Below are 25262 nucleotides of genomic sequence, written 5' to 3'. Positions count from 1 at the left end.
AATATGAATAGGGAGTGGGCATGTCATGTTAGTATCGGATCTAACGCTTGAGCAAAAAATCGGGCAAATGTTCATCTGCGGGTTCCACGCGCAGGAGCCGGATGAGCAAATCCGCCGTCTGATCGAGGAGTACCATGTAGGCGGCGTCATCTATTTCCGCCGGAACATCGGTGAGCCGGAACAGGTGGCCGCGATGTCTTCCTCCCTGCAGGAGATGGCCGCGAAGCAGGGGAAGCTGCCGCTGTGGATCGCCATCGACCAGGAAGGCGGCATGGTGGCCCGCATCGACCATCGCAGGGTGAGCCGCATTCCGGGAAACATGTCACTTGGGGCGACGGGAAACCCGGATTTTACCTACCGGGTGTCCGCTATAAGTGCCCAGGAGCTGCATGCGCTTGGGATCAATATGAACTTCGCGCCTGTGCTTGACGTGAACAACAACCCGCGGAATCCGGTCATCGGCGTCCGATCGTTCGGCGAAGATCCGGAGCAGGTGGCTGAGCACGGCTCGGCCGCCATTCGGGCGTACCAGGAGCACGGCGTATCGGCGGCAGCGAAGCATTTTCCGGGGCATGGCGATACCAGCGTCGACAGCCATCTGGGGTTGGCATCGGTAGAGCACGGCATGGAGCGGCTGCGCGAGGTGGAGCTGAAGCCGTTCGTCCGGGCGATTCGGGACGGGGTGGACGTCATTATGACGGCACATGTCGTCTTCCCTGCCATCGAGAAGGAGGCGGTTCCGGCGACGTTGTCCAAAGCGGTGCTCACCGGTTTGCTCCGCGACCAGCTCGGTTACGAGGGCGTCATCGTGACCGACTGCCTGGAAATGCACGCGATTGCCAAGCATTTTGGCGTGGGCGAAGGCGCGGTGCTTGCCGTGGAAGCGGGAGCGGACATCGTCTTGGTCAGCCATACGCTTCAGGATCAAATCGAAGCGGTTGAAGCGGTCACGGCGGCTGTGCGCAGCGGAAGAATTCCGGAGAGCGTTATTGACGCTGCGGTGAGCCGGGTTCTGAAACTGAAGGAGAAGCGGCTGCAGCCTTCGGGTACCCAGGAAAGCGCGCCAGCCTTCCTTGAACGGCACGAAAAGCCGGAAACCGAGCGGCTGCTGAGGGAAGTGGCAGCGGGCAGCATTACGCTCGTCAAAGACGATGGTCAGCTGCCGCTTCAGGAAGACGAGCCGGTCCTTGTCGTGTGGCCGGAGCTCCGCTCGGAAACACAGGTGGATGAGCCATGGACGGAAGCGAAGACCCTCGGGCAGGCGCTGTCGGAATACATACAGGACGTAAATGAGCTGACGATCAGCGCGGAGCCGGACCTGCACGAGGTTGAACAGGTGCTGGCCGCCGCCAAAGGATATCGTCAGGTCGTCGTCGCTACATACACGGCCGGCAGCGAGCTTCCTGCAGGTCAGCGCAAGCTCGTCGAAGGGCTGATCGCGCTTCAGCCGCAGCGGCTCGTGGTGGCCTCCACGCGCAACCCGTACGATCTGGCAGCGGTACCGGCCTCGCCGGCATACCTGTGCTGCTACGAAAATACGCCTTATTTTATGGAAGGGCTGGCTTCCATTCTAACGGGGCATGCTAAGGCCGGAGGGACGCTGCCGGTTAGCCTTGGCAGTCAAACCACGGCGTCCCAGTGAGCGTGATAATCCGCAAGAAAAAGGCGTGCGGTATAGATTTACCAAAGGTTGGATGCCCATTTGGGATATCCTTCCTTTTTTCTTTTGGAGATCTGTAAAATCGAGAGCAACTTTTCAGGGAATGAAGCGTCTAATACTATGTCTTTTCAATGATATCAGAAAAAATAAGCTTGATGGATCTGATGTCGGGGGGAACTAGCGTTAGCCTCTTTTTTTTGTATGGGGTCAGGAGGCTCGTTAGAACAGAACGTGATTTAAAAATGGGAGCAGAAGGAGTCTGGAGATGAATTTCAAGAAATTGACCATGATTGCAGTGTTAGCTGCATCACAAACCGCTCTGGTCTTGCCGGCCAGCGCGGAAACCGCGGTACAGGTCCAGCAAAATGCGGGGACGGTCCAAGGTGTAGACAATGCAGCGGCAAGCGCAGTCACCAATAACATCACGAGCAGCACGACCAATACTGGCAATTCCAGCAATTCGGGCGCTGCAAGCACGAACGGAACAACAGGAACTGTAGGCACGTCCAGCACGACAGGTACAACCGGAAATGCAGGGGGAACGAACGGCACGACGGGAACGGAAAGCGGTACAAGCACCACTACGACAACTTCCGGCCAAGACTCCACAGGCTCGGGAACCGCAGGAACGACCGGAAACACAAGTAACACCGGGCAAGGCGCTGTGCAGAACGGCGGCACGACAGACGGAACAAGCGCTTCCGGTCAAACCGATGGCAGCACCGGGAACACGAATGACGGTGGCCAAGCGGCGGACGGCCAAAATGCCGGCACGCAAGGAAACGAAGGACAGTCCGAAGGGACGGCAGGCGGCACCACAACAACCACCGATCCGCAGGGAATTACGGCGACGGGAAGCTCGACAACCGGTCAGGCCGGCCAGCTGATCCTCATGATGAACAGCAACAAAATGTACCAGGACGGCAAACTGTACTTGGCCGGCCAGCCGATGGCCGTCAAGAACGGCGTATCTTACGTGGCGATCCGCGCCATGGTGGAGCGCGTCGGTCTGAAGCTGACGTATGACGCCAAGACGAAAGAAACGATTATTATTAAAGATAACAACGAGCTCCGGTTCAAAACGAACAGCAGCAGCTACCGCGTCAACGGAGTGGCGAAACCGATGAAGGGCCCTGCGTATCAGTACAAAAATACGTTTATGGTTCCGCTCACGTCGATCACGCAGGCGCTTGGCATTCCTTACACGGTCGACCAGCCCGGAAAGCGCGTCATTCTGAACCTGTCGACGAAGCCGGTAGCCACGTTCAGCGTTGGCCCAACTGAAATTTTTGCAGGTGAGACGACGGTGAACTACATTTCCCAAGCGACCTCTCCAAGCGGACTGCCAATTGTTGACGAGCGCTGGGAAGGGAAAGAGGACATTTTCCAAGAACCCGGACTGCATACAGTGACCCACTATGTTCAGGATTCCAGCGGACAGTGGAGTGATCCGTACAGCATCACGGTGAACGTGCTCAAGCCGAACGAGCCGCCGGTGGCTAGTTTTACAACCGACAAAGAACAATACAAAATGGGTGAATTGATCACCATTACCGATCAGAGTACGGATGATGAAGACGCGATCGTCAGCCGCGAATGGCTGAACGACCGCAAGGCGTTCTTCCAGCCTGGACCGCAGACAATCCGGCTCAAAGTAACGGACAAACACGGCGCGATAAGCGAGTTCCAGAAGACCGTTGTCATTACGAACGAAACGTTGTACACCGAAGACGAGTTCAACAAGCTCTTTACACCGGTAGGAGACAAATTTACGTTCAACGGCGGATCGGTGCCTAGCTGGAAAACGGCGACCTTTACGACAACTTCCGATCCAGCCACGCTGATCCGCAGCAACAGTCCGGAGACGGTATATTCCGAAGGCCTCCTGTATCAGGAAACGGCGCTCGGAAGCACCCGGTTTATGCTCCACCATGTCAATGCTACGAATAAAAACATGCAGGTTTACGTCATCGCCACCAACACGATGCTGGACATGAGCAACACGATCAACATCCAGAACTTCGGCATGGGGGGACCTAGCCAGTATGCGACGGGCCACGGCAGAGCATCCGTGATGCGCTACTTTGATTCCATGACGAGCGGTTCGGGCCGTCAGGATATCACCCTCGCCCCTGGCGAGAGCAAGGTCATTATGACAAATATCAACAACATTAAAATGAAACCGGGTGAAGGCATTTCCGTTCTGGCGGACGCATTCAGCAACTATCCGGTAAAATACAGCGTCATTATGCTCGACGCCACGAAGGATCCGCTGCAGTCGCTGCCATTCCTTCCGGCCCTTGACCGCGACGTACACAACCGGGGCACGTATCCGAATTCCGTCGTGAACATGTCGACCGACGAAGTGCTTGGCAGCACCGAGACACGTATCGTTCTCGGCGACAATAACATCGATCCGAACCTGAAGGGACTGGACGGAATCTATGGAACCGAAGCTTCGAATGCAGGCAACTTTGGTGTATTGTACAAAATCAAGCTGAACCACGTCGCTCCGAATACGCTGATTACGCTTAACCCTCGCGGCGGCGTATACAACGGCATTTTTCTGGTGAACGGCCAGCAGGTGCAGGCAGCGAACAACACCCAGGATGTCAACGCCCCGAACGAAACGAGCGTTCTGTACCGTACAGGAAACTATGAGCAAAGCGTAGAAATTTGGTACACGGCGGCGCCGGGCAGCAACCTGCCGATTAACCTGCTCCTGATGCCGATGCCGCAGATGAAGCAGTAAATGAAAGCAGTAAACGAATCATGATTATGGAAGACAGCAATTATTCTTTCTTATTCTTATAGGCAATGAAAAGACCCCCATCCACTGCAGCTGCGGTAGATGGGGGTCTTCTTTGTCTTTTTTATAATGCATTCGCTGCCGTATTCGTACTAGGAAGAGCTGCGGCTCTTCCATAACAGGAATATGAAGAACGGCGCGCCGACAGCCGATGTAAACACGCCGACCGGAATATCCAGCGGGGTGAACAGGTTGCGGGCGAGGACATCCGCCACGACAACGATGATGGCCCCGCATAGAGCGCTGGCCGGAAGCAGGGAGCCGTAAGACGATCCGATCAGCTTCCGGGCGATGTGGGGGGCGAGGAGGGCAACAAAGCCGATCGCTCCGCCGACGGAGATGCCGGCCCCGGCAAGCCCGACGGCCATGAAGAGCAGGATCGTCCGGTCGCGCTCCACCCGGCTGCCGGCCCCGGCGGCCAAGTCGTCGCCGAGCTGCAGCATGTTGATGCGCCGGGCGAAGATCAGGCTGAGCGCGCCCAGCGCGATGAACCAGGGCAGCATCATGTTGACATGCTTCCAGGAGCTGCCGTATACGCTGCCCAGCAGCCAGTTGAAGGCTTTCTGGGCGACGTCCGTCGGGCCTGTGACGAGCAGCATCGTGGAGATGGCCGAAGCGACCGCCCCGATGCCGACGCCGATCAGGACCAGCATGAGCGGGTTGACGCCCTTTTTCCACGAGAGCACATAAATCAGCAGCGTGGTGAGCGCGGCGCCGACAAAGGCGGCCGGCGGCAGCCAGAAGACGCTGGCCGACGGAATCAGCGTAATGATGGCCGTCGTCGCGACAGAGGCGCCGCTCGTGACGCCCATGACGTCCGGAGAAGCCAGCGGATTCCGGATCAGTCCCTGCGTGATCGCCCCGGACATGGCAAGGCAGGCCCCGACCAATGCGCCGACGATGACCCTGGGAAGCCGGAGCTTCTGCACGACCACAACGTCCAGTTTGTTCCCTTGGCCGAAGATCGCCTGGGTCACCTCCCAGGGATTCACGTATTTGGTGCCGAAGCCGATGCTGATGATGACCGCAAGTAAAAGGACAATGGCTAGAATGCACAGAATGGCAATCTGGCGCTTCGATGTGAGAAAGGAAACCGCATCCCCGCCCATGCGGACGCTGATGGGGCCTTTCGGTCTGGATGAACGGCTCATTGGCGAAGCAACCCCTTTCTCGCAGCGTGGATGAAGAATGGCACTCCGATGATCGCCGTCATGACGCCGATGGGGATCTCCCGGGGCATGGCGATAAAGCGGGACGCAATATCCGCAAGAAGGAGCAGAATGCCGCCCAGCAGAGCGCTGTAGGCGACCAGCCAGCGGGTATCCCGTCCGACAAGTGCTCTGGCGATGTGCGGGATAACGAGCCCGACAAACCCGATCGGTCCGGCGACGGCGACCGAGCTGCCTGCCAGCACGACGATAAGCAGTCCCATGGTCAGCTTGAGGAGTACGGTTTTCTGCCCTAGGCTGCGTGCCACGTCCTCGCCGAGCATGAGCGTGTTGACGGACGACGCGATAAGAAGGGCGACAATCCAGGCGGCAAGCATGTAAGGCAGAAGGCCCAGCAATATGCTCAGGCTCCGGCCTTCAACGGAACCGGACATCCAGAACAGCACTTCCTCCATGGCCCGGCCGCTAATGATGAGCATGCCGTTGGTCAGTGAGCTGCAGAAGGCGGTAATGGCCGCCCCGGCGAGCGTGATTTTCAGCGGCGTTAAGCCTTGCCTCCCGGCGGAGCCGAGAATAAATACGAACAGGCAGCTGACAGCCGCCCCGAGGAAAGCGATCCAGGTGAAGGATGCAAGCGAGCTGACGCCGAGCAGGACGAATGAAGCTACGACAAGCAGGGAGGCGCCGGCATTAATGCCGAATATCCCTGCATCCGCAAGCGGATTTTTGGTCAGGGATTGCAGCAGCACGCCGCAAATTCCCAGGCTTCCGCCGACGAAGGCGGCGATCAGCGCGCGCGGCACGCGGACGTCCCGGACGATAATGTGTTCATTGCTTCCATTAAACGAAGTAAAGGCTTCGACAACTTCCCTCCAATTGGTGCTGTGCACGCCAAAGAGGATGCTCGCAGCAACACATAAGAGCAGGAGGACGAGCCCTGCGATCAAACCGGTCCATTTGGCAGATGATCTATGTAACCATTCCGGCTGCACGGCATACCCCTCTTTTCAATCAGGCTGTAAATAAATAGTTTGAACTAAAGTTGTGCATTGAACTTCCTGTTATAAGGGCCTAATACGGCCTATATCATTCATTTCTTTAGTTCATTCTATGTAACATATTAAAGTTTAAGTGGAGCGCATAGGCTTGTCAATGAGGCTGATTCTCAATTTCAATATCCGTTTTTTGCACTTCCATACAGGAAGTTTATTGACATTACAGGCGCTATGAATTAGGATTAGGACGATACTGAGAATCATTATCAGGAGATTAGAAGGGGAGAGCTTTTACTTATGAGAAAATGGAACGGCATTATACTTATGCTGTTGGCTGCTGTGCTGGTACTGTCCGCATGCGGCAAAGACAGCGGCAGCGGCAGCACCGCTTCCGGAAGTACAGGAGAGAGCAGTACGGAAGCGGGAGCTGCGAACGATGCAGACCGCACAATTGAGACGGTTATGGGGCAGGTCAAAGTACCGGCACATCCGAAGAAAATCGTCGTGTTGACCAATGAAGGAACCGAGGCGCTGCTGTCCATGGGCATCAAACCGGTGGGCGCCGTCAAATCCTGGACCGGCGATCCATGGTATCCCCATATTAAGGATCAAATGCAGGGCGTAGAAAATGTAGGCGACGAGGGCCAGCCGAACGTGGAAGCGATCGCTGCGCTCGAACCGGACCTCATCCTGGGCACGAAAATGCGCCAGGAGAAAATTTACGAGCAGCTGTCCGCCATCGCTCCAACCGTATTTTCCGAAACGCTCCGCGGTGAGTGGAAGGAGAACTTCAAGTTGTGGGCCGACGCGGTCGATGAGAAAGAGAAGGGCGACCAGGTACTGGCCGACTATGATAAGCATGTGGCTGACGTGAAAGCGCAAATCGGCGACAAATTGAGCACGAAAGTGTCGATGGTCCGGTTTATGCCGGGCAAGGCACGGATTTACTATAACGACACGTTCTCCGGCATCATTTTGAAGGAAGTGGGCCTCGCCCGTCCGGCGGTGCAGGATAATCCCGGGTTCTCCGACGATGTCGGCAAAGAGCGCATTCCGGACATGAACGGCGACATTCTGTTCTACTTTACTTATGAAACCGGCGACGGCGAAGGCAGCAAGATGGAGAAGGAATGGACCGAAGACAAACTTTGGAAAAACCTTGAGGTGGTCAAGAAGGGCAACGCGCACCGCGTGGACGACGCCATCTGGAACACCGCAGGCGGGGTCCTTGCGGCCAATCTGATGCTAGACCAGCTGGCATCCTACTTTAAATAAAATCTAAGCGCACAGGGGGCTCCGTCAGGGGTCCCCTGCTTCATTGACGGAGGCCCGGATTTGAGGCATTATTAATAGTAGACAAATGTTGTAAACAAGAGTGGCTTACGGCTTTAAGCATAGAATGGGAGGATGAGCGTATGCTTTCGACGGAGAAGATTATTGACGCCATGTCCGAGCAGGGACTGCGCATAACCGACCAGCGCAAGACGCTCGCCAAATTATTTGGTGAACATTCGGGTTATTTGTCAGCCAAGGATGTCTATGAGTTTATGGGCAAAAAATACAGCGGACTCAGTTTCGATACCGTATACCGCAATCTGCGGGTTATGCAGGAGCTGGGCGTTCTCGAACAGATCGTGTTTGAGGACGGGGTCAAATTCAAAGCCAGCTGCAGCGAAGACCACCACCATCATCACATGATCTGCCTGCAATGCGAGAAGACGTATCCGATCAGCTTCTGCCCAGTGTCGATGGCGGATACGCCCGACGAATTTCAGGTCGTGAAGCATAAATTTGAAGTATTCGGATATTGTAAAGACTGCCGGCAGCCTGCGGATGCGGGGCTGAGTGTCAATCCGATGTCCGGGCACACCGGGGAGCATTAATGCCATGGGCGTATCCCGAAGAATCGTCCAAGGCCCCATCGTCATTTACCGCAAATACATTTCGCCGTTAAAACCGCCGACCTGCCGTTTCTACCCGACATGCTCGGCGTACGCAATGGAAGCGATCGAGGTGCACGGGGCCGCCAAAGGATCGTGGCTCGCCATGAAACGGCTCGCCAAGTGCCATCCGTTTCATCCGGGGGGCGTGGATCTGGTTCCCCCGCGGAAGGAGAAGGGGGGCGCAGGCGCCCCTCATCCTTCCGATGGCGAGGGACACCTGACTTGACACGCGGCATCCGGGTTCAGTATATTATGGAATATATGACATTTCCGAGGAACGGATGAGTACGAGAACAGTAGCTTATTGCAGAGAGCCGGGGCAGCTGAGAGCCGGTATAAGCGAAGTCTCCGAAGATGGTCCGGGAGGAACCGCTTTCGAGCAGCATCCTGAATTAGAGGATGCGTAAGGGAGCGGCGTGATCCAGCGATAATGGACAGTGCGCGGCTGAGACATGCCGGTACTGATGGAGCCTGCCGCCTGCGAGGGCGCAGGGAATTTGGGTGGTAACACGTGAGGAATCTCTCGTCCCATTAGGGGCGGGAGTTTTTTTGTATCCTCGGGGCCCCCGCATAGTACCTGAACAGGGTATCACAGCAAAAGCCCCACTTCGTGGGGTTATTTTGTGTTCACACAGAAGATACAGGAACGCCGATTTTGGAAAGGAAGATGAACGATGGCTGACAAGAAAACATTTTATTTGACGACGCCGATCTATTATCCCAGCGACAAGCTGCATATCGGGCATGCATACACGACCGTGGCCGGCGACGCGATGGTTCGTTACAAGAAGCTGCGCGGCTACGATGTGCGCTATTTGACGGGAACCGACGAGCATGGTCAGAAGATTGAACGCAAGGCTGCTGAAGCGGGCAAAACGCCGCAGCAGTTCGTCGACGACATCGTGGCGGGGATCAAGGAGCTGTGGAAGAAGCTCGACATCTCCAACGATGACTTTATCCGGACGACGGAACCTCGCCATACGAAGGTCGTTCAGGAAGTGTTCGAACGCCTGCAGGCGCAGGGCGATATCTACAAGGGAGAGTATGAAGGCTGGTACTGTACGCCGGATGAATCGTTTTTCCTGGAACGGCAGCTCGTAGACGGCAAATGTCCGGACTGCGGCCGGCCGGTGGAACGCGTGAAGGAAGAGAGCTATTTCTTCCGGATGAGCAAATATGTGGACCGGCTTCTCCAATACTATGAGGACCATCCGGACTTTATTCAGCCGGTGTCCCGCAAGAACGAAATGATCAACAACTTCATCAAGCCGGGACTGGAAGACCTGGCGGTGTCCCGTACGACCTACGAATGGGGCGTCAAGGTGAAGAACGATCCGAAGCACGTCGTTTACGTCTGGATCGACGCGCTGCTGAACTATATCACCGCACTGGGTTACGGCTCGGAAGATACGAGCCTGTTCGACAAGTACTGGCCGGCTGACGTTCATCTCATGAGCAAGGAAATCGTCCGCTTCCATACGATCTACTGGCCGATCATCCTGATGGCGCTTGACCTGCCGCTGCCGAAGAAAGTGTTTGCGCACGGCTGGCTGCTGATGAAGGACGGCAAGATGTCCAAATCGAAAGGCAACGTCGTCGATCCGGTCACGCTTATCGACCGTTACGGTCTGGACGCCCTTCGCTATTACCTGCTGCGCGAAGTTCCGTTTGGCGCGGACGGCACGTTTACGCCGGAGAGCTTCGTGGAGCGCGTCAACTCCGATCTGGCCAATGACCTCGGCAACCTTCTGAACCGGACGGTGGCGATGGTGGACAAATATTTCGAGGGACGGGTTCCTGCGTACCGCTCCGGCGTGACTCCGTTTGACGCGTCGCTCGAGGAAGCGGCCAAGGATGTTTACGGAAAAGTTGAAGAAGCGATGGAAAATATGGAGTTCTCCGTTGCGCTGACGGCCATCGGCCAGTTTATCAGCCGCAGCAACAAATATATCGACGAAACGCAGCCTTGGGCGCTGGCAAAAGATGAGTCCAAACGCGAAGAGCTGGCGTCTGTCATGACCCACCTCGTCGAAAGCCTGCGGATCGGCTCGATCCTGCTGCAGCCGTTCCTGACCCAGGCTCCGCTGAAGATTTGGGAGCAGCTGGGCATTCAGCAAGGCGAGCTGACCGAATGGGACAGCGGCAAGACGTTCGGCTTGATTCCTGAAGGAACGCAGCTGGTGAAGGGCAACCCGATCTTCCCGCGCCTGGACGCGGAAGAAGAGGTGGCGTACATCAAGCAGGCAATGACCGGATCTGAAACTCCCGCGAAGGAAGCGGAAGCCGGCAAGGCGGCCGAAGCGGCTGCGCCGCAGGAAGCGCCTGAGCTGAAGGAAGAAATCGGCATCGAAGATTTTGCCAAGGTCGAACTGCGCGTAGCTCAGGTTATCGCCTGCGAGCCTGTCAAGAAAGCCGACAAGCTGCTCAAGCTGCAGCTGGATCTCGGCTTCGAGCAGCGGCAGGTCGTGTCGGGCATCGCGAAGTTCTATACGCCGGAAGAGCTGGTCGGACGCAAGGTCATCTGCGTCACCAACCTGAAACCGGTGAAGCTGCGCGGCGAGCTGTCGCAGGGCATGATTCTGGCGGCATCCCAAGGCGATCAGCTGACGCTGGCGACGGTGCCAGACAGCATGCCGAACGGAGCGGTTGTGAAGTAGGAGCGCGAAGTATAGTATAGTGCACCTATAAGTAAGTATGGTCGATAGGAAGACGGAATCCCGTTAGCAGCGGGTTTCCGTCTTTTTGTCATCCAGGTATATCGATCTCTTGGGAGAGACGCCAAGCTCCAAAGAACTCCACGGCAGGTATCGTTCGCTTTCCTCTGGTAATTTTGCACCCAAGGTTGACAAATAAAATAAGCCCATTCATAATCTTATTAGTAAAAGTTACGATTAGTGGGAGCGTACAACTGTGAATATGAGAAATGTGATCAAGCGGATTCTGGCGCCTTCGTTTCTTCTGATGGCCATGCTGGTTTTTGCCGGCTGCGATAACTCAGGGAACGCACAGCTGGATCCGGATAAAGTGAATGTCATGACGACGTTCTATCCGATTTATGAGTTTGCCAAGGAAATCGGCGGCGAGGACGCCAACGTCATCAATTTACTGCCGGCGGGCGTCGAACCGCATGATTGGACGCCGCGGAGCCAGGATATCGTGAACACGTCCAAGTCGCAATTGTTTTTATATAACGGAGCCGGACTCGAAGGCTGGGTACCGAATTTTCTGAAAGGGCTGAACCGGGACTCCAAGGTGAAAGCCGTTGAGGTCAGCCAGGGCATCCAGCTGATCGAAGGCGAAGAAGACGGCGGGCATGATCTCGAAGGCGAGGGCATGGGGACCGGGCACAAGCATCACATCGACCCCCACACCTGGGTCAGCCCGAAATCGGCCATCATTATGGCCGAGAACATCAAGAATAGCTATGTGGAGGCCGATCCACAGCATGCACAGGCTTACGAAGCGCGGTACGCAGAGCTTAGCCGGAAGCTGCAGGAGCTTGACCGCAAGTTCGAGACGGAGCTGGCGCAGGTTCCGCATCACAAAATCGTCGTATCCCATCAGGCCTTCGGCTACTTGTGCCGCGATTACGGCTTGGAGCAGCATCCCATCATGGGCTTGTCGCCGGATGCCGAGCCCCGGGCCCGCGATTTGGTGGAGCTGTCGAACCTGGTGAAGTCGGAAGGAATCAAATATATCTTTTTCGAAGAGCTGGTCTCCGACCGGCTGGCCAAAACGCTGGCTTCCGAGACCGGAGCGACCGTGTCCGTCCTGAATCCCCTCGAGGGACTGACACAGGAGGAGCAGGAGAAGGGCGACGACTATTTTACCTTGATGGACAAAAATTTGCATAATCTCATTCTCGCATTACAATAAATGAAGCAGCTAACAGAAAGGCGGATTTCGCATGTTTACGCCGATGATTGACGATTGTCATCAACCGATTATCGAGATGGAGAACATCTCCTTTTCATACAGGGACCAAAAGGTCATCAACGATCTGAACTTTACCGTAAAAGAACGCGATTTTGTCGGCATTATCGGCTCCAACGGGGCGGGCAAGACGACGCTGCTGCGGATGATCGTCGGCCTTCTGCCCAGCGGCCAGGGCAGCATCCGGCTGTTCGGCCAGCCGATCCGCAGGTTTAAAGACTGGGAGCGGGTGGGCTATGTCCCGCAGAAAAATTCGTTTAACCCGTTGTTCCCGGCTACTGTTCGCGAGGTGGTCCTTTCCGGGCTGTACAATAACAAAAACCTGTTCCGCCGGGTAAACAGACACATGCAGCAGCAGTGTGACGATGCGCTTGAGGTGATGCGGATTCAAGACATCGCCGGCAAACGGATCGGTGAGCTGTCCGGCGGTCAGCAGCAGCGCGCCTTCCTGGCGCGGGCGCTGATCAACAACCCGGATCTGCTCATCCTGGACGAGCCTACGGTGGGCATTGACGCGGAGACGCAGGCCGGATTTTTCGAGCTGATTACCCACATGCACCGGCATCATCATATGACGCTGCTGATGGTGTCGCACGATATGGACATGATCGAGGGATATTTGGGCGAGAAGCCGAAGCAGAAGAACGGCAAGATCGAATTTTTCGTCAGACATTCCCATGAGATTCAGGACTGCGAGGTTCAGGACCTGCAGCACTCATTGTCATAAAAAGCACGATCGTTTACAAAATATTAAAAGCATCCGAAGGAGTCGTTATTGTTGGCTATAGAAATTATCCTCAGTGATTTTTTTCAAAGGGCGCTGGCCGGCGGTCTGCTGATCGGGATCACCGCACCGCTGATCGGCATTTTTCTCGTGCTGCGGCGCCTGTCCATGATCGGGGACACGCTTGCGCATGTCACGATCGCCGGGGTGGCGTTAGGTTTTCTGATTAATCTGTATCCCCTGGGGGCAGGTCTTGTATTTGCGGTTCTGGCTTCCTTTGCGATAGAAAAGCTCAGAAAAGCTTATAAAAGCTATGCCGAGCTGTCGATAGCGATCATTATGTCCGGCGGCGTTGCGCTGGCTTCTTTGTTTTTCACACTCGGGATGGGTTACAATACAGATGTGATGAGCTATTTGTTCGGCAGCATTTATACGCTGGATACCCAGGATCTGTACGTGGTAGGGACTGTGACGCTGGTTGTCGTGGTCGTTATTACGCTCTTTTTCAAAGAGTTTTTTCTGCTGAGCTTTGAAGAAGACGCCGCAAGCGTAAGCGGTCTGCCTGTGCGCATGATGAACATGCTGATCACCGTCCTGACGGCCCTCGTCATCAGCACGGCCATCAAAATCGTCGGCGCTTTGCTCGTATCGGCACTGCTGACCATTCCTGTCGCTATCAGCCTCCTAATAGCCCGAAGCTTCAAATCTTCCGTCATCCTGTCGGTGGTCATTTCGGAGATTGCGGTTGTGGGGGGACTTGTGATTGCCGGCGTTTGGAACCTGGCTCCGGGAGCAACCATCGTGCTGCTGCTGATTGCGCTGCTGATCTTGACGATGGCGGGCAAGAAGGGATTATCAACGTAGGAGGTACTTGTCCTTGTCAAACTTGAATATATGGCTTGCCTTCTTCGCCGGACTGGCTTCCTTTATTTCTCCGTGCTGCCTGCCGCTGTATCCGTCCTACATTTCTTATATTACCGGGATGTCGGTACAGACGCTGAAGACGGAGCAGAACAAAAAAGAAGTCCGTTACCGGACGATGAGTCATACGCTGGCCTTTATTTTAGGTTTTTCCGCCGTATTCTATACGCTCGGGGTCGGAGCCGGCTTGTTCGGCAGCTTCTTTAACAACAACCGGGATCTGATCCGCCAGCTGTCGGCGCTGTTAATCATTTTGATGGGGCTGTTTCTGATCGGCATCTTTCAGCCGCGCTTTTTGATGCGTGAATTTAAGATGGATCTGAAGTTCAAGCCCGCAGGTTACATAGGTTCATTTATTTTCGGGATCGGCTTTTCTGCCGGATGGTCTCCTTGCGTCGGCCCGATCCTGGCGGCGATCATCGCTTTGGCAACGACCGAACCCGGTGCTTGGTTTCCGCTGATTACGGCCTATACCGTCGGCTTTGCCATTCCATTTTTTGTGCTTGCCTTCTTCATCGGGTCCACCAAGTGGATTGTGAAGTACTCGGGGATGATGATGAAGATCGGCGGGGCGCTCATGCTGTTTATGGGCGTACTGCTGTTCACGAACCAAATGACCAAAATTACGATTTGGCTGCAGGCCATCACGCCCGAATGGCTTAAGTTTTAGGTGAAGTAGTCGATGGTAGCTTCCGGAAAATGCTCAAAAATCCGCTCTGTGATAAACTCGCGCAGGGCGTTTTGCTGTTCATCCGGGTACACGTATTTGAATTGGCCCCAGCGTCCCCATTTTTGCTTGCGCCTCGCGATATCCATCTCCAGCTTGGTTTTGGGATAGCGCTGCTCAATGATGTTTTTGGCGGTTTTCGTAAAGCGGTGCTGAATCATTTCGAACGTCAAATCCTTCGCTGCCTCGGCCGGGAGCGTATCCGCCAGACGCTTCAGAAGCTCGGCATAGCCGTCCTGCCAGCCGTCATACCAAATGATCGGGGCGATGATGAAACCGAGCGGATAGCCGGCCCTGGCGACCTTTCCCGCGGCCTCGATCCGTTCCTCAAAGTGCGACGTGGATGGCTCGAAGTTGCGGATGACGTAGTCCGAGTTGATGCTGAACCGGATGCGGGTATGGCCGTTATGCTTCAGCGGGAGCAGCGGATCGACATGATGATACTTGGTCACGAACCGGAGTCTGCCGAATTCTTCGCCAGCCATGAAGGTAATCAGCTCCGCGAGGGAGCCCGTAATATGCTCCAGTCCCACCGGGTCAGATGTACAAGCGGCTTCAAACCGGGTGATTTCCGGCGCGCGTTCCTCAATGTATTGCTTGGCAGCGCCAATGATATCGGGTGTGTTGACATAGACACGGACATAGGGCTTGGCCCCGAGCGTCGTCTGCAGATAGCAGTAATGGCAGTGACCCATGCACCCGGTTGAGATCGGGATGGCGTATTCGGCCGAAGGCTTGGACTGGTCGAACTTCAGCGTTTTCCGCACACCGACGACGAGCGTTCGTTTGGCGTTCCTGTATTTTTCCTGATCGGTTTCGCCTGGTAAATTGGTGATGCGGTTATGAGAGCTGGTCATACGGTAAGGGATGTCTTTGGACTTGACCCATTCCATGATGTGCTGGCCTTTGGGATAGTTCAGCGCATCCGGTTCAAAATAAACAAGATCGGGGACAAACGGCTTGGTCGGCCGCAGCGTCCGCCGGTGCTTTTCTTTAACGCCAGTACCCATAGAACGGCTCCTTTCGCGGAAAATATGGTGCTTCAGTTTAGTATGTGTGCGGGTAGCAGGGGCAACCCGTGGCAATTACTGACCAGGATGGGAAGCGCGGCAGGCGGCAGGACTTGCCAAGTCCTCTTGAGAACATGTATCATTACAAGAGCAGGTAATCGGGCCAGATGATTGACGTTTATTACAGAAAAGAGGGAATATAATGCCAACGCCCAGCATGGAGGATTATTTGGAGCGTATCTATAAATTGATTGACGAGAAGGGATACGCGCGTGTTTCGGACATTGCCGAAGGCTTGGAGGTTCATCCCTCATCCGTTACCAAAATGATCCAGAAATTGGACAAGGACGAATATTTGATTTATGAAAAATACCGCGGCCTTGTTCTGACTAGCAAAGGTAAGAAAATGGGCAAACGCCTGGTTGACCGGCATCAGCTTCTGGAGGAATTCCTGACGATGATCGGGGTTCAGCAGGAAAATATTTATGGAGATGTCGAAGGCATCGAGCATCACTTAAGCTGGGATTCCATAACGCGTATCGAGACGCTGGTGGAGTATTTCCGCCGGGATGGACAGCGTCTGGAGGAGCTGCGGAACATTCATAATGAATTGGTCAGCGATTCGTAAACAAGGCATCTGTCCGCACCCTCAAACGACAGGTGCCTCTTTCATTCCCAGCACGTAATCCGGTAATTTTAAGAGCCAAGACTGGCAAAACCCGGATTGCACACGCAGCAAAGGTTACAGCTTTTCTGCCCGATCGGTCGTTTGCGCTTTATTCAGCAGATCATGATTTCAAGGTTGTCTGATGCCGGCTAGTGATCTCTAGATAGAGCGCGAATGACCGATTTTTTTACCCGCAAATCTATCAATAGTGGAGGATTAGTAGAATGGGTTTTCGGAAGTTTCATAGGTGGATCGTGGCATCGCTGCTGTTGGTGCTGCTGATTCCGTTTACGGGGCAGCAGGCGAAGGCTGCAAACAACATCACGATGGTCCTGGACGGGAAGCAGCTGGTCAGCGATATCCCCCCGTACATCATGCCAAAAGTGAATGTGACGATGGTTCCGATCCGCGTGATCAGCGAAGGGCTGGGGGCGGCCGTCGCATGGAAACAAAGTGCGAAAACCGCTGATATTTCGGGCGGAGGTCATACGATTACGTTGACCAGCGGCAAAAAGACGGCTTTGGTGGATGGAGCCTCTGTCGCCCTTGATGCCTCCGTGCAGCTTCGGGGCGGCCGCGTGCTGGTCCCTCTCCGTTTTGTCGGCGAACAGCTCGGTCTGCAGGTAGACTGGGACCAGGTGGCAAGAACGATTACCTTAACATCAAGTGCTTACATACCTACCGAGCCGCCTGCTGAGGGCGGGGGAAGCAGCTCCAGCCAGCTCAGGGGAGCCTGGATCTCGACCGTGTACAACCTGGATTGGCCGACAACGTCCTCTTACGGCAAAATCGAGCAGCAGAAGCAGGAATATTCCGCTCTGCTCGACAAGCTGCAGGCCATGGGGCTGAACGCGGTGTTCGTTCAGGTTCGGACGGCCGGCGATGCGCTGTATCCGTCGGATCTGGTTCCGTGGTCGAAGGTGCTTACCGGCACCCAAGGCAAGGATCCGGGATATGATCCGCTCCAGTATATGATTGAGGAAACCCACAAGCGGGGGATGCAGTTCCATGCCTGGTTCAATCCGTTCCGGGCCAATCTGGATACGACCACAAGCAAGCTGGCGGCCAATCACGTGGCGGTTCAGCATCCCGACTGGGTCGTATCCGTCAATAACCAGCTGATCATCAACCCGGGTATTCCGGATGCGAGACAGCATATTATCGACGTCGTGATGGAAGTGGTAAGCAAGTACGATATCGACGGCGTCCATCTGGACGATTATTTCTATCCGTCGAGCGGAACGTTTAACGATGATGATGCTTTCAAGGCATACAATACGCAGGGCTTGAGCAAAGCGGATTGGCGCCGCGATAACATTAACCAGTTCGTGCAGCAGCTGGGCCAGTCGATTCACGCGTCCAAGCCGGCCGTACAGTTTGGCATCAGCCCGTTCGGCGTATGGCGCAACCAGTCTACCGATCCGACGGGTTCTGATACCAAAGCGGGCGTTACAGCGTACGACTCCATGTCCGCGGATGTGAGAACCTGGGTGAAGCAGCACTGGATCGATTACGTGGCACCGCAAATTTATTGGAGCATGTCCTTCAAGAACGCCCAGTACGACAAGCTCGTCGACTGGTGGGCGCAAGAAGTGCAGGGCACCGGCGTGGATCTCTATATCGGCCATGCCCCGTACAAGCTGGGAACCGCCGAGGCTGGGTGGCAGTCGGCGCAGGAGATCATCAACCAGCTTCAATACAACACCAAATACGACGCAGTCAAAGGCAGCATTTTTTACAGCGCCAAGGATTTGATCAAAAATCCACTTGGCATCGTTCAGGCACTGACCGCCTATTACCAGCAATGATAAATTCATAGAACATTGTCATGAATGAACCCCCGTGCTCATATCTTACTGTGGGATATTGAGACACGGGGGTTTTATTATGATCGTCAACGCGGTGTTCGAGGGCGGCGGAGTGAAAGGAATATCACTGGCGGGGGCCGTCAAAGCTGCGGAGCAAGCCGGCGTTGTGTTTAACCGGGTGGCGGGTACGTCGTCGGGTTCCATTGTGGCGGCGCTGCTGGCGGCAGGGTTTTCGGCCGACGAAATGAGCGAGATCGTGAAGACGACCCCTTTTGAGTCCTTTCTTCACCGCGCGCCCATATTCAATACCAAAGTAATCGGACCCGCCGCGCGTTTGTTTCTGAAGAAAGGGCTGTATTCCGGAGAAGCGCTCGAAGTCTGGATCCACCATATTTTGGCGGCCAAAGGGGTCAAGACGTTTGCTGATATCCCCCAAGGCAAGCTGATGATCATCGCCTCGGATATTACGAACGGGCGCATTCTGGTGCTTCCCGAAGACCTGGGCAAGCTGGGCGCCAACCCGTCCAGGTTTGCGGTTTCCAAGGCCATCCGGATGAGTACGAGCATTCCTTACTTTTTTGATCCGGTCATGCTGAGAATGACAGGCGAAGCGGCCAGGGGAAAATCGTTCGTCGACCAGTTTGTCTATATAGTAGACGGAGGGCTGCTCAGCAACTTCCCGCTGTGGCTCTTTGACGACGCTGCGGAAGGGGCCGGTCAGAAGCCGGTTCCGACGATCGGATTCCAAATGGTCGGCAGGACGACGAACAAGCCGCATCTGATCCGCGGGCCTCTCAGCATGCTGCAGGCGATGTTTGAAACGATGCTGTCCGCTCATGATGAGCGGTACATCGAGCAGGAAAACCGTTTCCGGACGATCAAAATTCCGACTCTCGGCGTCGGAACGACGCAGTTTCATATTACACCGGAAGAAAGCCAGCAGCTGTATGAGTCCGGCATGCAGGCAGGGAAAAAGTTTTTTGCGGGCTGGAAGCCGTGACATCGAAGAAAAAAATAAAAGGCATTCGCTGGTCCTCCTTTTAGAAGGAGGACCAGCGAATGCCTTGTTTTTGATATGTTCAAACTGCGCTTAGTGGTATTTCGGTTGTTGATCGTCATTCTTACCCTTTGAGCCTTCAATCACCTGGAAAGGGTAATTTTTGCGCTTGGCCGAAGATTGACCGCGTTTGGACGCATTGTATTTCTCCATCGTCCGCTGGGACGGCTTAACCTTGGGCCGCTTGTTGTAACGGGCAGGCGGGAATTTGTACAGCAGGAAAACCACACCGAACACGATCAAGGGCACAAGCAAATTCATAAGCGATCCTGCACCGCCAAACAAAATGTTGCCGAGCAGTCCGATGGCTGCCAGTACAATGGCAATCCAGAAAATTACAGCCTGCCTTTTCATGTCATCTCATCCTTTCAGGGGATCCAAGACTCCGTTTCTCACAGGTTGTTCCGCCCCGGGAGCTTTCTCCATCTGGGCGTCAAGCTCAAGCATGCGGTTGAAGGAGGCGATGGACACCTCAACCTGGTCATCCTTCGGTTCCTTCGTCGTCAACAGCTGAAGCCAAAGGCCCGGGTAACCGAGATACCGCAGCACCGGTACGTCGCGAAGCGCGTTGGTCAGTTTCAGAAACTCAAACGAAATGGCGATGACGACCGGAAGCAGAATGATCCGCTGCAGAACCCGCTGCGTCATATTATCCCACGGAACGAGCGAATAAATCAGTACGCCCAGCACGATCGTCAGCATCATGAAGCTGCTGCCGCAGCGGTAATGCAAACGGCTGTGCTTCTGTACGTTGGCTACCGTCAGCTCTTCACCCGCTTCATAGGTGCTGATCACCTTATGCTCCGCTCCATGGTACTGGAACAACCGCTTGATCACCGGGGTCTGGGAAATGCCCCATAGGTAAACGAGCAGCAGCAGCAGTTTAATGCCGCCTTCTATAAGGTTATGCAGGATATAGTTGTCAAACATCTTGCCGAAAATGAAATTCTCTAAAAATACAGGCACCAGCGTCAGCACCAGCTTGCCCACGAGAAACGAAAGCACGCCGACCGCTGCAACGCCGATAATCATCCCTAAGCTCCAGCCGGATTCTTCTTTCTGCTTTTGCTTGGCGCGCTCCTCCGGCTCCACTTCGTCATCCGCGTAGGATTCCGCCGAGTAATTCAGGTGCTTCGTACCTTTGGCGCTTGCATCTATAATACTGACAATACCGCGAAGGAAAGGGATTTTGCGCAATTTGCCGACCCAAGGCTTATCCTCGCGCGGCACCTCCAAAAATGTAATCTCCTGATTCTTCCGCCGCACAGCGGTGACATTGACGTGCTTACCGCCAAACATAACGCCTTCAATGACGGCTTGGCCACCGTAGCTGACCGTTTTGGATTGCTCCGACAAACAATTCACCTTCCCCGAATGTTTAGTTGTGATGCCTTTATTGTAACGAATTTCCCGTGCGATTTCTAGTTGGATTAGCCCCGGCCCCAAATGAACATACTAAGAAAAACAAAAAGGGTGATATTCAAAGTGAGTTCACAGGGAGCTGCCATCCGGCAGCATACGAATACTGGCCATACCAATCCGCTCAGCTTCTCGCTGGAGCTCGGCTTTTTTGCCGGGTTGCTTTGGGGGGCGGTCCACTGGGTTTTCCATTGGCTGCGGTTCACGATCGTCATCCCGGCCTTTTTGGCCGAGCCTTTCTTCAAGCATTCTTTTTTGAAAAGCGGGTCAGGAGATCTGCTTGGCTGGCTCTTTTTTATTGCGTTTTCCATGGTCGCGGCCGTCATCTATACGCTGCTGTTCCGGAAGCTGGCCGGTCCGTGGCCGGGTATCGTATACGGTATCTGCTGGTGGGCCGTTCTGTTTGTGGCGGGTCCCGCACTCGGTATGATGAATCGTCTCAACCATCTGACATGGAACACGATCATCACCGAATTTTGCTTGTACCTGCTGTGGGGACTGTTCATCGGATACACGGCGGCTTTCGAATTTACGGATGAGCGCAAACGGGAACCCGGCAGGGCGAAGGCGCACTAGAGCAAAAAAACTTCTCAAGAAGACATCCCCTATGTTAAAATAGCAGATGGTTATTTGACGACAAAGGGTGGGAATACCATTTTGAGAACCATTTGGGTGATCAACGGACCGAACCTGAATCTGCTCGGACTCCGGGAGCCTGGCGTGTACGGCTCTCAAAGTCTTGCGTCGATTGAAGAAGGCCTGCTTGAGAAAGCGGAGGCCCTGGGCGTGTCCGTCACATTTTATCAGTCCAACCATGAGGGAGATATCATTGACAGGATCCATGCCGCGCTGGGTCATGCCGACGGCATCGTTCTGAATCCGGGCGCGCTGACTCATTACAGCTATGCCGTCCGGGACGCCATCAGTTCCGTTAAAATTCCGACGGTGGAAGTCCATTTGTCGAACATTCACGCAAGGGAGACGTTCCGCCATACTTCCGTGATTGTTCCCGTGGCCGTAGGTCAAATTGCCGGATTCGGCGCTGTCAGCTATGAACTCGGCATGTTGGCACTGCTGCGCCACTTGGAAAGTCAGGGACAGTAGTCGCTGCCTCTTTCCCCGGGGAAAGCTGTACATGAGAGAGGAGTGTAACGATGAGCATCAATCGAGTGAACAAGCTGCGTGAAGCGATGCAGCAATCCAATGTGGAAGCCATGTTTGTAACCAGTTCCATTAACCGCCGTTATTTGACGGGATTTACCGGTTCATCGGGATACGTCCTCATCACTTTACATGATGCGTACCTGCTGACCGACTTTCGTTACATGACCCAGGCACCGCAGCAAGCGAAGGGATTTACGATCGTCGAGCACGGGCCGAAGGTAACGGAAACGGTAAAGGAGCTGCTGATTTCCGCAAACATCGGCAAGCTTGGCTTCGAGCAGGATGACGTATCTTTTGCCGGATACACCGCTTACGCGGAGCAGCTTAAGCCAATCCAGCTCGTGCCGGTTTCCGGCCTTGTGGAGAAGCTTCGTATCTTCAAGGATGAAGAAGAGCTGAAGGTGATGCAGAGAGCGGCGGACTTGGCCGACGATACGTTCAAGCATATTCTCGGGTTTATCAAGACGGGAATGACGGAGCGGGAAGTCGACCTGGAGATGGAGTTTTACATGCGCCGCCACGGTGCCACTTCATCCTCCTTCGATACGATCGTCGCATCCGGAGAACGTTCCGCCATGCCGCACGGCGTTGCCAGCGAACGGGTGATTGCCGGAAACGAGCTCATCACGTTCGATTTCGGAGCATTGCTTGACGGATACTGCTCCGATTTGACGCGGACGATTGCGATCGGGGATCCGGATCCGAAGCTTAAAGAAATTTATGACATTGTGCTGGAAGCCCAGCTCCACACACTTCAGAACATCAAGCCGGGGATGACCGGCCGCGAAGCGGACGCGCTTGCACGCGATATCATCACGAAGTACGGCTACGGCGACAATTTCGGCCACAGCACGGGGCACGGCCTCGGCATGGAGGTTCATGAAATGCCTCGCCTGTCCAAGCTGAGCGACGATGTACTTAAGCCGGGTATGGTCGTGACCGTGGAACCGGGAATTTACCTGCCGGGTCTCGGCGGCGTGCGCATTGAAGACGATATTGTGATCACGGAGACGGGAATTGTGATCTTGACGCATTCGTCTAAAGATTTCACCGTATTACCGGCGTGATAAATGCAATATATACTTAAACCTTTAGGAGGGCATTTCAGTGATTTCAGTTAACGATTTTAAAACAGGTCTGACGGTGGAAGTCGATGGCGACATCTTTACCGTTCTCGATTTTCAGCACGTTAAACCGGGTAAAGGGGCAGCCTTCGTACGTTCGAAGCTGAAAAACCTCCGTAACGGCAACACCGTTGAGCGCACATTCCGGGCAGGTGAAACGATCGGCCGTGCCATTATCGAAAACCGCGGCGTTTCTTATCTGTATGCAAGCGGTCAAGAGCATACGTTCATGGACAACGAAACCTACGACCAGTTCACGCTGGACAGCAAGCAGCTGGAGTGGGAACTGAACTTCCTCAAAGAGAATATGAACGTGAACATCGTCAGCTACCAGGGCGAAATTCTCGGAATCAACCTGCCGACCAGCGTCGAGCTGAAGGTTGTTGAAACCGAGCCGGGCATTAAAGGAAATACGGCTACAGGGGCGACGAAGAACGCGAAGCTGGAAACAGGCCTGAACGTTCAGGTGCCTTTGTTCATCAATGAAGGCGATGTGCTTCTGATCGATACCCGTGAAGGCAAATATATCTCCCGCGCGTAAAGCCGGCGATAGAATTGCTTAACACCCGACAGGGCTAAGCCGATCCTCCTTTCCTTCCGAAAGGAGGATTTTTTGTATAATCCCATGAAAAAACATTAACAATCGGGCGTACTTTCGTATTATACTAGTTTAAAGCGTAAAATTAGACAGTTGTCAGCATTTTGCAACATGAGATCCTGCTTTTTTCACCATGGCCAGTCTATTGGCGAAAAGGGTGCTGATCGCATATAGAAATAGGATCGGGCGGTTTTACCGGCGTGGGAAATGATTGCATAATGCCCAGTTGTACAATGAGTGGGGAGTGAATCGAAGTTGTCACTGTACGTCATGAAATTCGGAGGCAGTTCCGTCGGAGATATTGAGCGCATGCAGCGCGTGGCCCGGCGTATCGTCGAGAAACAGGACGAAGGACACCAGTGTGTAGTAGTCGTTTCCGCGATGGGGGATACGACGGATGATTTGATCGATCAGGCGATGCTGCTCAATCCAAATCCGCCTGCACGCGAGATGGATATGCTGATGACCACCGGGGAGCAGATTTCCATGTCGCTTCTGTCGATGGCCATTCATCAGCTTGGCCGCAGCGCCGTTTCGCTGACAGGCTGGCAGGCGGGATTCCGGACAGAGCCGGTGCACGGCAAAGCGAGAATTATGGATATCATTCCGGACCGGGTGATCGGAGCCCTGCAGGAAGGAAACATCGTGATCGTGGCCGGATTCCAGGGCATGACCGAAGAAGGAGAAATCACGACGCTCGGCCGCGGGGGATCCGATACGACAGCCGTTGCGCTGGCTGCGGCGATTAACGCCGACGTGTGCGAGATTTATACCGACGTGGACGGCATTTATTCGACCGATCCGCGAATCGTGAAATGCGCCCGCAAGCTTGAGGAAATTTCGTATGACGAAATGCTGGAGCTGGCCAACCTGGGGGCGGCTGTTCTTCATCCACGCGCGGTGGAGTACGCGAAGCATCACCAGGTGAAGCTCGTCGTCAGATCCAGCTTTAACTATAATGAAGGCACGGTTGTGAAGGAGGAAACCAGCATGGAGCAGGGAGTAGTGGTAAGCGGCATCGCTTATGATAAAAATGTGGCCAGAATCAGTATTTTGGGAGTGGAAGACGTTCCCGGTGTTCTTGCCACGGTGTTCGGAGCGCTCGCCGGCGCCGGCATCAACGTGGACATTATCGTGCAGAGCGGCGTTCAGGACGGCAAGGCGGACTTTTCCTTTACCACCTCTTTGTCGGAGAGCGGCCAGGCACTTCAAGTCATCAAGGATTTGAGATCCACCCTTCCGTACCGTGAAGTCACCTCGGAAGACAATCTGGTCAAAGTATCGATCGTAGGTGCGGGCATGATCAGCCATCCCGGCGTTGCCGCCGAAATGTTCGATGTCATTTCCAAGCAGGGCGTCAGCATTAAAATGGTCAGCACGTCCGAGATTAAAACGTCCTGCGTCATCGAGGGCGGCAATCTGGAGCAGGTCGTCAGAGCGCTTCATACCGCCTACAACCTCGATACCGATGCGCAGGTGTTTGTGGGAGGCCCACAGGACCGCCGCTAGGTCAGAATGCAAATACTCATACAAA

23 protein-coding genes are annotated in these 25262 nt (G+C 54.6%); 18 read left to right on the top strand and 5 right to left on the bottom strand.

All coding sequences use genetic code 11. The features are described 5' to 3' along the window. The first annotated feature begins 25 nt into the window (after positions 1-25). A complete protein-coding gene (gene nagZ / locus BCV73_RS18030; protein WP_089548109.1) occupies positions 26-1642 on the top strand; it encodes a beta-N-acetylhexosaminidase in 1617 nt (538 codons plus the stop codon). A gap of 283 nt (positions 1643-1925) precedes the next feature. After that, positions 1926-4412 carry a stalk domain-containing protein gene (locus BCV73_RS18025; RefSeq protein WP_089548108.1) on the top strand — a complete coding sequence of 829 codons (2487 nt, stop codon included), beginning with the start codon at positions 1926-1928 and terminating at the stop codon, positions 4410-4412. Positions 4413-4561: 149 nt separating this feature from the next. On the opposite strand, the gene BCV73_RS18020 is transcribed toward BCV73_RS18025, so the two are convergent. Both BCV73_RS18020 and BCV73_RS18015 read right to left on the bottom strand, forming a co-directional pair. Further along, entirely contained in the window at positions 4562-5620 is a 1059-nt protein-coding gene (locus BCV73_RS18020; protein WP_076169989.1) for a FecCD family ABC transporter permease, read from the bottom strand. Continuing rightward, complete coding sequence (locus tag BCV73_RS18015) at positions 5617-6630, bottom strand: FecCD family ABC transporter permease (RefSeq protein ID WP_076169990.1); 1014 nt, start codon at positions 6628-6630, stop codon at positions 5617-5619. Before BCV73_RS18015 ends, BCV73_RS18020 begins: the two co-directional genes overlap by 4 nt. A gap of 300 nt (positions 6631-6930) precedes the next feature. Here BCV73_RS18015 and BCV73_RS18010 point away from each other — a divergent pair, with 300 nt between their 5' ends. The 8 genes from BCV73_RS18010 to BCV73_RS17975 all read left to right on the top strand — a co-directional run bounded on the left by BCV73_RS18010 (position 6931) and on the right by BCV73_RS17975 (position 14824). Further along, entirely contained in the window at positions 6931-7908 is a 978-nt protein-coding gene (locus BCV73_RS18010) for an ABC transporter substrate-binding protein (RefSeq protein WP_089548107.1), read from the top strand. A gap of 140 nt (positions 7909-8048) precedes the next feature. Continuing rightward, positions 8049-8516, top strand: a complete 468-nt coding sequence (locus BCV73_RS18005; protein ID WP_089548106.1) for a Fur family transcriptional regulator — start codon at positions 8049-8051, stop codon at positions 8514-8516. Between the two features lie 4 nt (positions 8517-8520). After that, positions 8521-8802 carry a membrane protein insertion efficiency factor YidD gene (yidD, locus tag BCV73_RS18000; RefSeq protein ID WP_089548105.1) on the top strand — a complete coding sequence of 94 codons (282 nt, stop codon included), beginning with the start codon at positions 8521-8523 and terminating at the stop codon, positions 8800-8802. A 448-nt stretch (positions 8803-9250) separates the two neighbouring features. Next, positions 9251-11233, top strand: coding sequence for a methionine--tRNA ligase (gene metG / locus BCV73_RS17995; protein ID WP_089548104.1), 1983 nt, complete (start codon positions 9251-9253; stop codon positions 11231-11233). Positions 11234-11492: 259 nt separating this feature from the next. Beyond that, on the top strand, positions 11493-12452 hold the full coding sequence (locus BCV73_RS17990) for a metal ABC transporter substrate-binding protein (protein ID WP_076170168.1): 960 nt from the start codon (positions 11493-11495) through the stop codon (positions 12450-12452). A 31-nt stretch (positions 12453-12483) separates the two neighbouring features. Next, the gene (locus tag BCV73_RS17985) at positions 12484-13236 is read left to right on the top strand and encodes a metal ABC transporter ATP-binding protein (protein WP_244169253.1); all 753 of its coding nucleotides are present in this window, start codon (positions 12484-12486) and stop codon (positions 13234-13236) included. A gap of 57 nt (positions 13237-13293) precedes the next feature. After that, a complete protein-coding gene (locus BCV73_RS17980; protein WP_089550306.1) occupies positions 13294-14097 on the top strand; it encodes a metal ABC transporter permease in 804 nt (267 codons plus the stop codon). 13 nt (positions 14098-14110) lie between these two features. Continuing rightward, the gene (locus BCV73_RS17975; RefSeq protein ID WP_076169995.1) at positions 14111-14824 is read left to right on the top strand and encodes a cytochrome c biogenesis CcdA family protein; all 714 of its coding nucleotides are present in this window, start codon (positions 14111-14113) and stop codon (positions 14822-14824) included. Here BCV73_RS17975 and splB read toward each other — a convergent pair. Next, entirely contained in the window at positions 14821-15891 is a 1071-nt protein-coding gene (gene splB, locus BCV73_RS17970; RefSeq protein WP_089548103.1) for a spore photoproduct lyase, read from the bottom strand. The two genes, BCV73_RS17975 and splB, sit on opposite strands and share 4 nt — an antisense overlap. A 202-nt stretch (positions 15892-16093) precedes the next feature. Here splB and mntR point away from each other — a divergent pair, with 202 nt between their 5' ends. From mntR to BCV73_RS17955, 3 genes are all read left to right on the top strand, one after another. After that, a complete protein-coding gene (gene mntR / locus BCV73_RS17965; RefSeq protein WP_076169997.1) occupies positions 16094-16519 on the top strand; it encodes a transcriptional regulator MntR in 426 nt (141 codons plus the stop codon). A 263-nt stretch (positions 16520-16782) separates the two neighbouring features. Beyond that, on the top strand, positions 16783-18366 hold the full coding sequence (locus tag BCV73_RS17960; RefSeq protein WP_089548102.1) for a family 10 glycosylhydrolase: 1584 nt from the start codon (positions 16783-16785) through the stop codon (positions 18364-18366). 79 nt (positions 18367-18445) lie between these two features. Beyond that, positions 18446-19366, top strand: a complete 921-nt coding sequence (locus tag BCV73_RS17955) for a patatin-like phospholipase family protein (protein WP_089548101.1) — start codon at positions 18446-18448, stop codon at positions 19364-19366. A gap of 90 nt (positions 19367-19456) precedes the next feature. On the opposite strand, the gene BCV73_RS17950 is transcribed toward BCV73_RS17955, so the two are convergent. Next, on the bottom strand, positions 19457-19777 hold the full coding sequence (locus BCV73_RS17950) for an MFS transporter (protein ID WP_076170000.1): 321 nt from the start codon (positions 19775-19777) through the stop codon (positions 19457-19459). Between the two features lie 6 nt (positions 19778-19783). Beyond that, positions 19784-20779 carry a DUF1385 domain-containing protein gene (locus BCV73_RS17945; RefSeq protein WP_076170001.1) on the bottom strand — a complete coding sequence of 332 codons (996 nt, stop codon included), beginning with the start codon at positions 20777-20779 and terminating at the stop codon, positions 19784-19786. Positions 20780-20908: 129 nt separating this feature from the next. Here BCV73_RS17945 and BCV73_RS17940 point away from each other — a divergent pair, with 129 nt between their 5' ends. The 5 genes from BCV73_RS17940 (at position 20909) to BCV73_RS17920 (ending at position 25237) form a co-directional block, all read left to right on the top strand. After that, complete coding sequence (locus BCV73_RS17940; protein WP_240913293.1) at positions 20909-21418, top strand: YqhR family membrane protein; 510 nt, start codon at positions 20909-20911, stop codon at positions 21416-21418. 81 nt (positions 21419-21499) lie between these two features. Beyond that, on the top strand, positions 21500-21946 hold the full coding sequence (aroQ, locus tag BCV73_RS17935) for a type II 3-dehydroquinate dehydratase (protein ID WP_089548100.1): 447 nt from the start codon (positions 21500-21502) through the stop codon (positions 21944-21946). A 50-nt stretch (positions 21947-21996) separates the two neighbouring features. Then, a complete protein-coding gene (locus BCV73_RS17930; RefSeq protein ID WP_076170003.1) occupies positions 21997-23073 on the top strand; it encodes a M24 family metallopeptidase in 1077 nt (358 codons plus the stop codon). Positions 23074-23113: 40 nt separating this feature from the next. Further along, entirely contained in the window at positions 23114-23671 is a 558-nt protein-coding gene (efp, locus tag BCV73_RS17925; RefSeq protein ID WP_076170004.1) for an elongation factor P, read from the top strand. Positions 23672-23983: 312 nt separating this feature from the next. Continuing rightward, positions 23984-25237: an aspartate kinase gene (locus BCV73_RS17920; protein ID WP_089548099.1), complete on the top strand. Its 1254-nt coding sequence runs from the start codon at positions 23984-23986 to the stop codon at positions 25235-25237. The last annotated feature ends 25 nt before the right edge of the window (positions 25238-25262 follow it).

Source organism: Paenibacillus sp. SSG-1 (assembly GCF_002224835.1).
In the GTDB taxonomy this organism is placed as follows: Bacteria; Bacillota; Bacilli; order Paenibacillales; family Paenibacillaceae; genus Paenibacillus_AQ; species Paenibacillus_AQ favisporus.
Note: the sequence above shows the minus strand (reverse complement) of the source record. Positions and strands in the feature narration are given on the sequence as shown.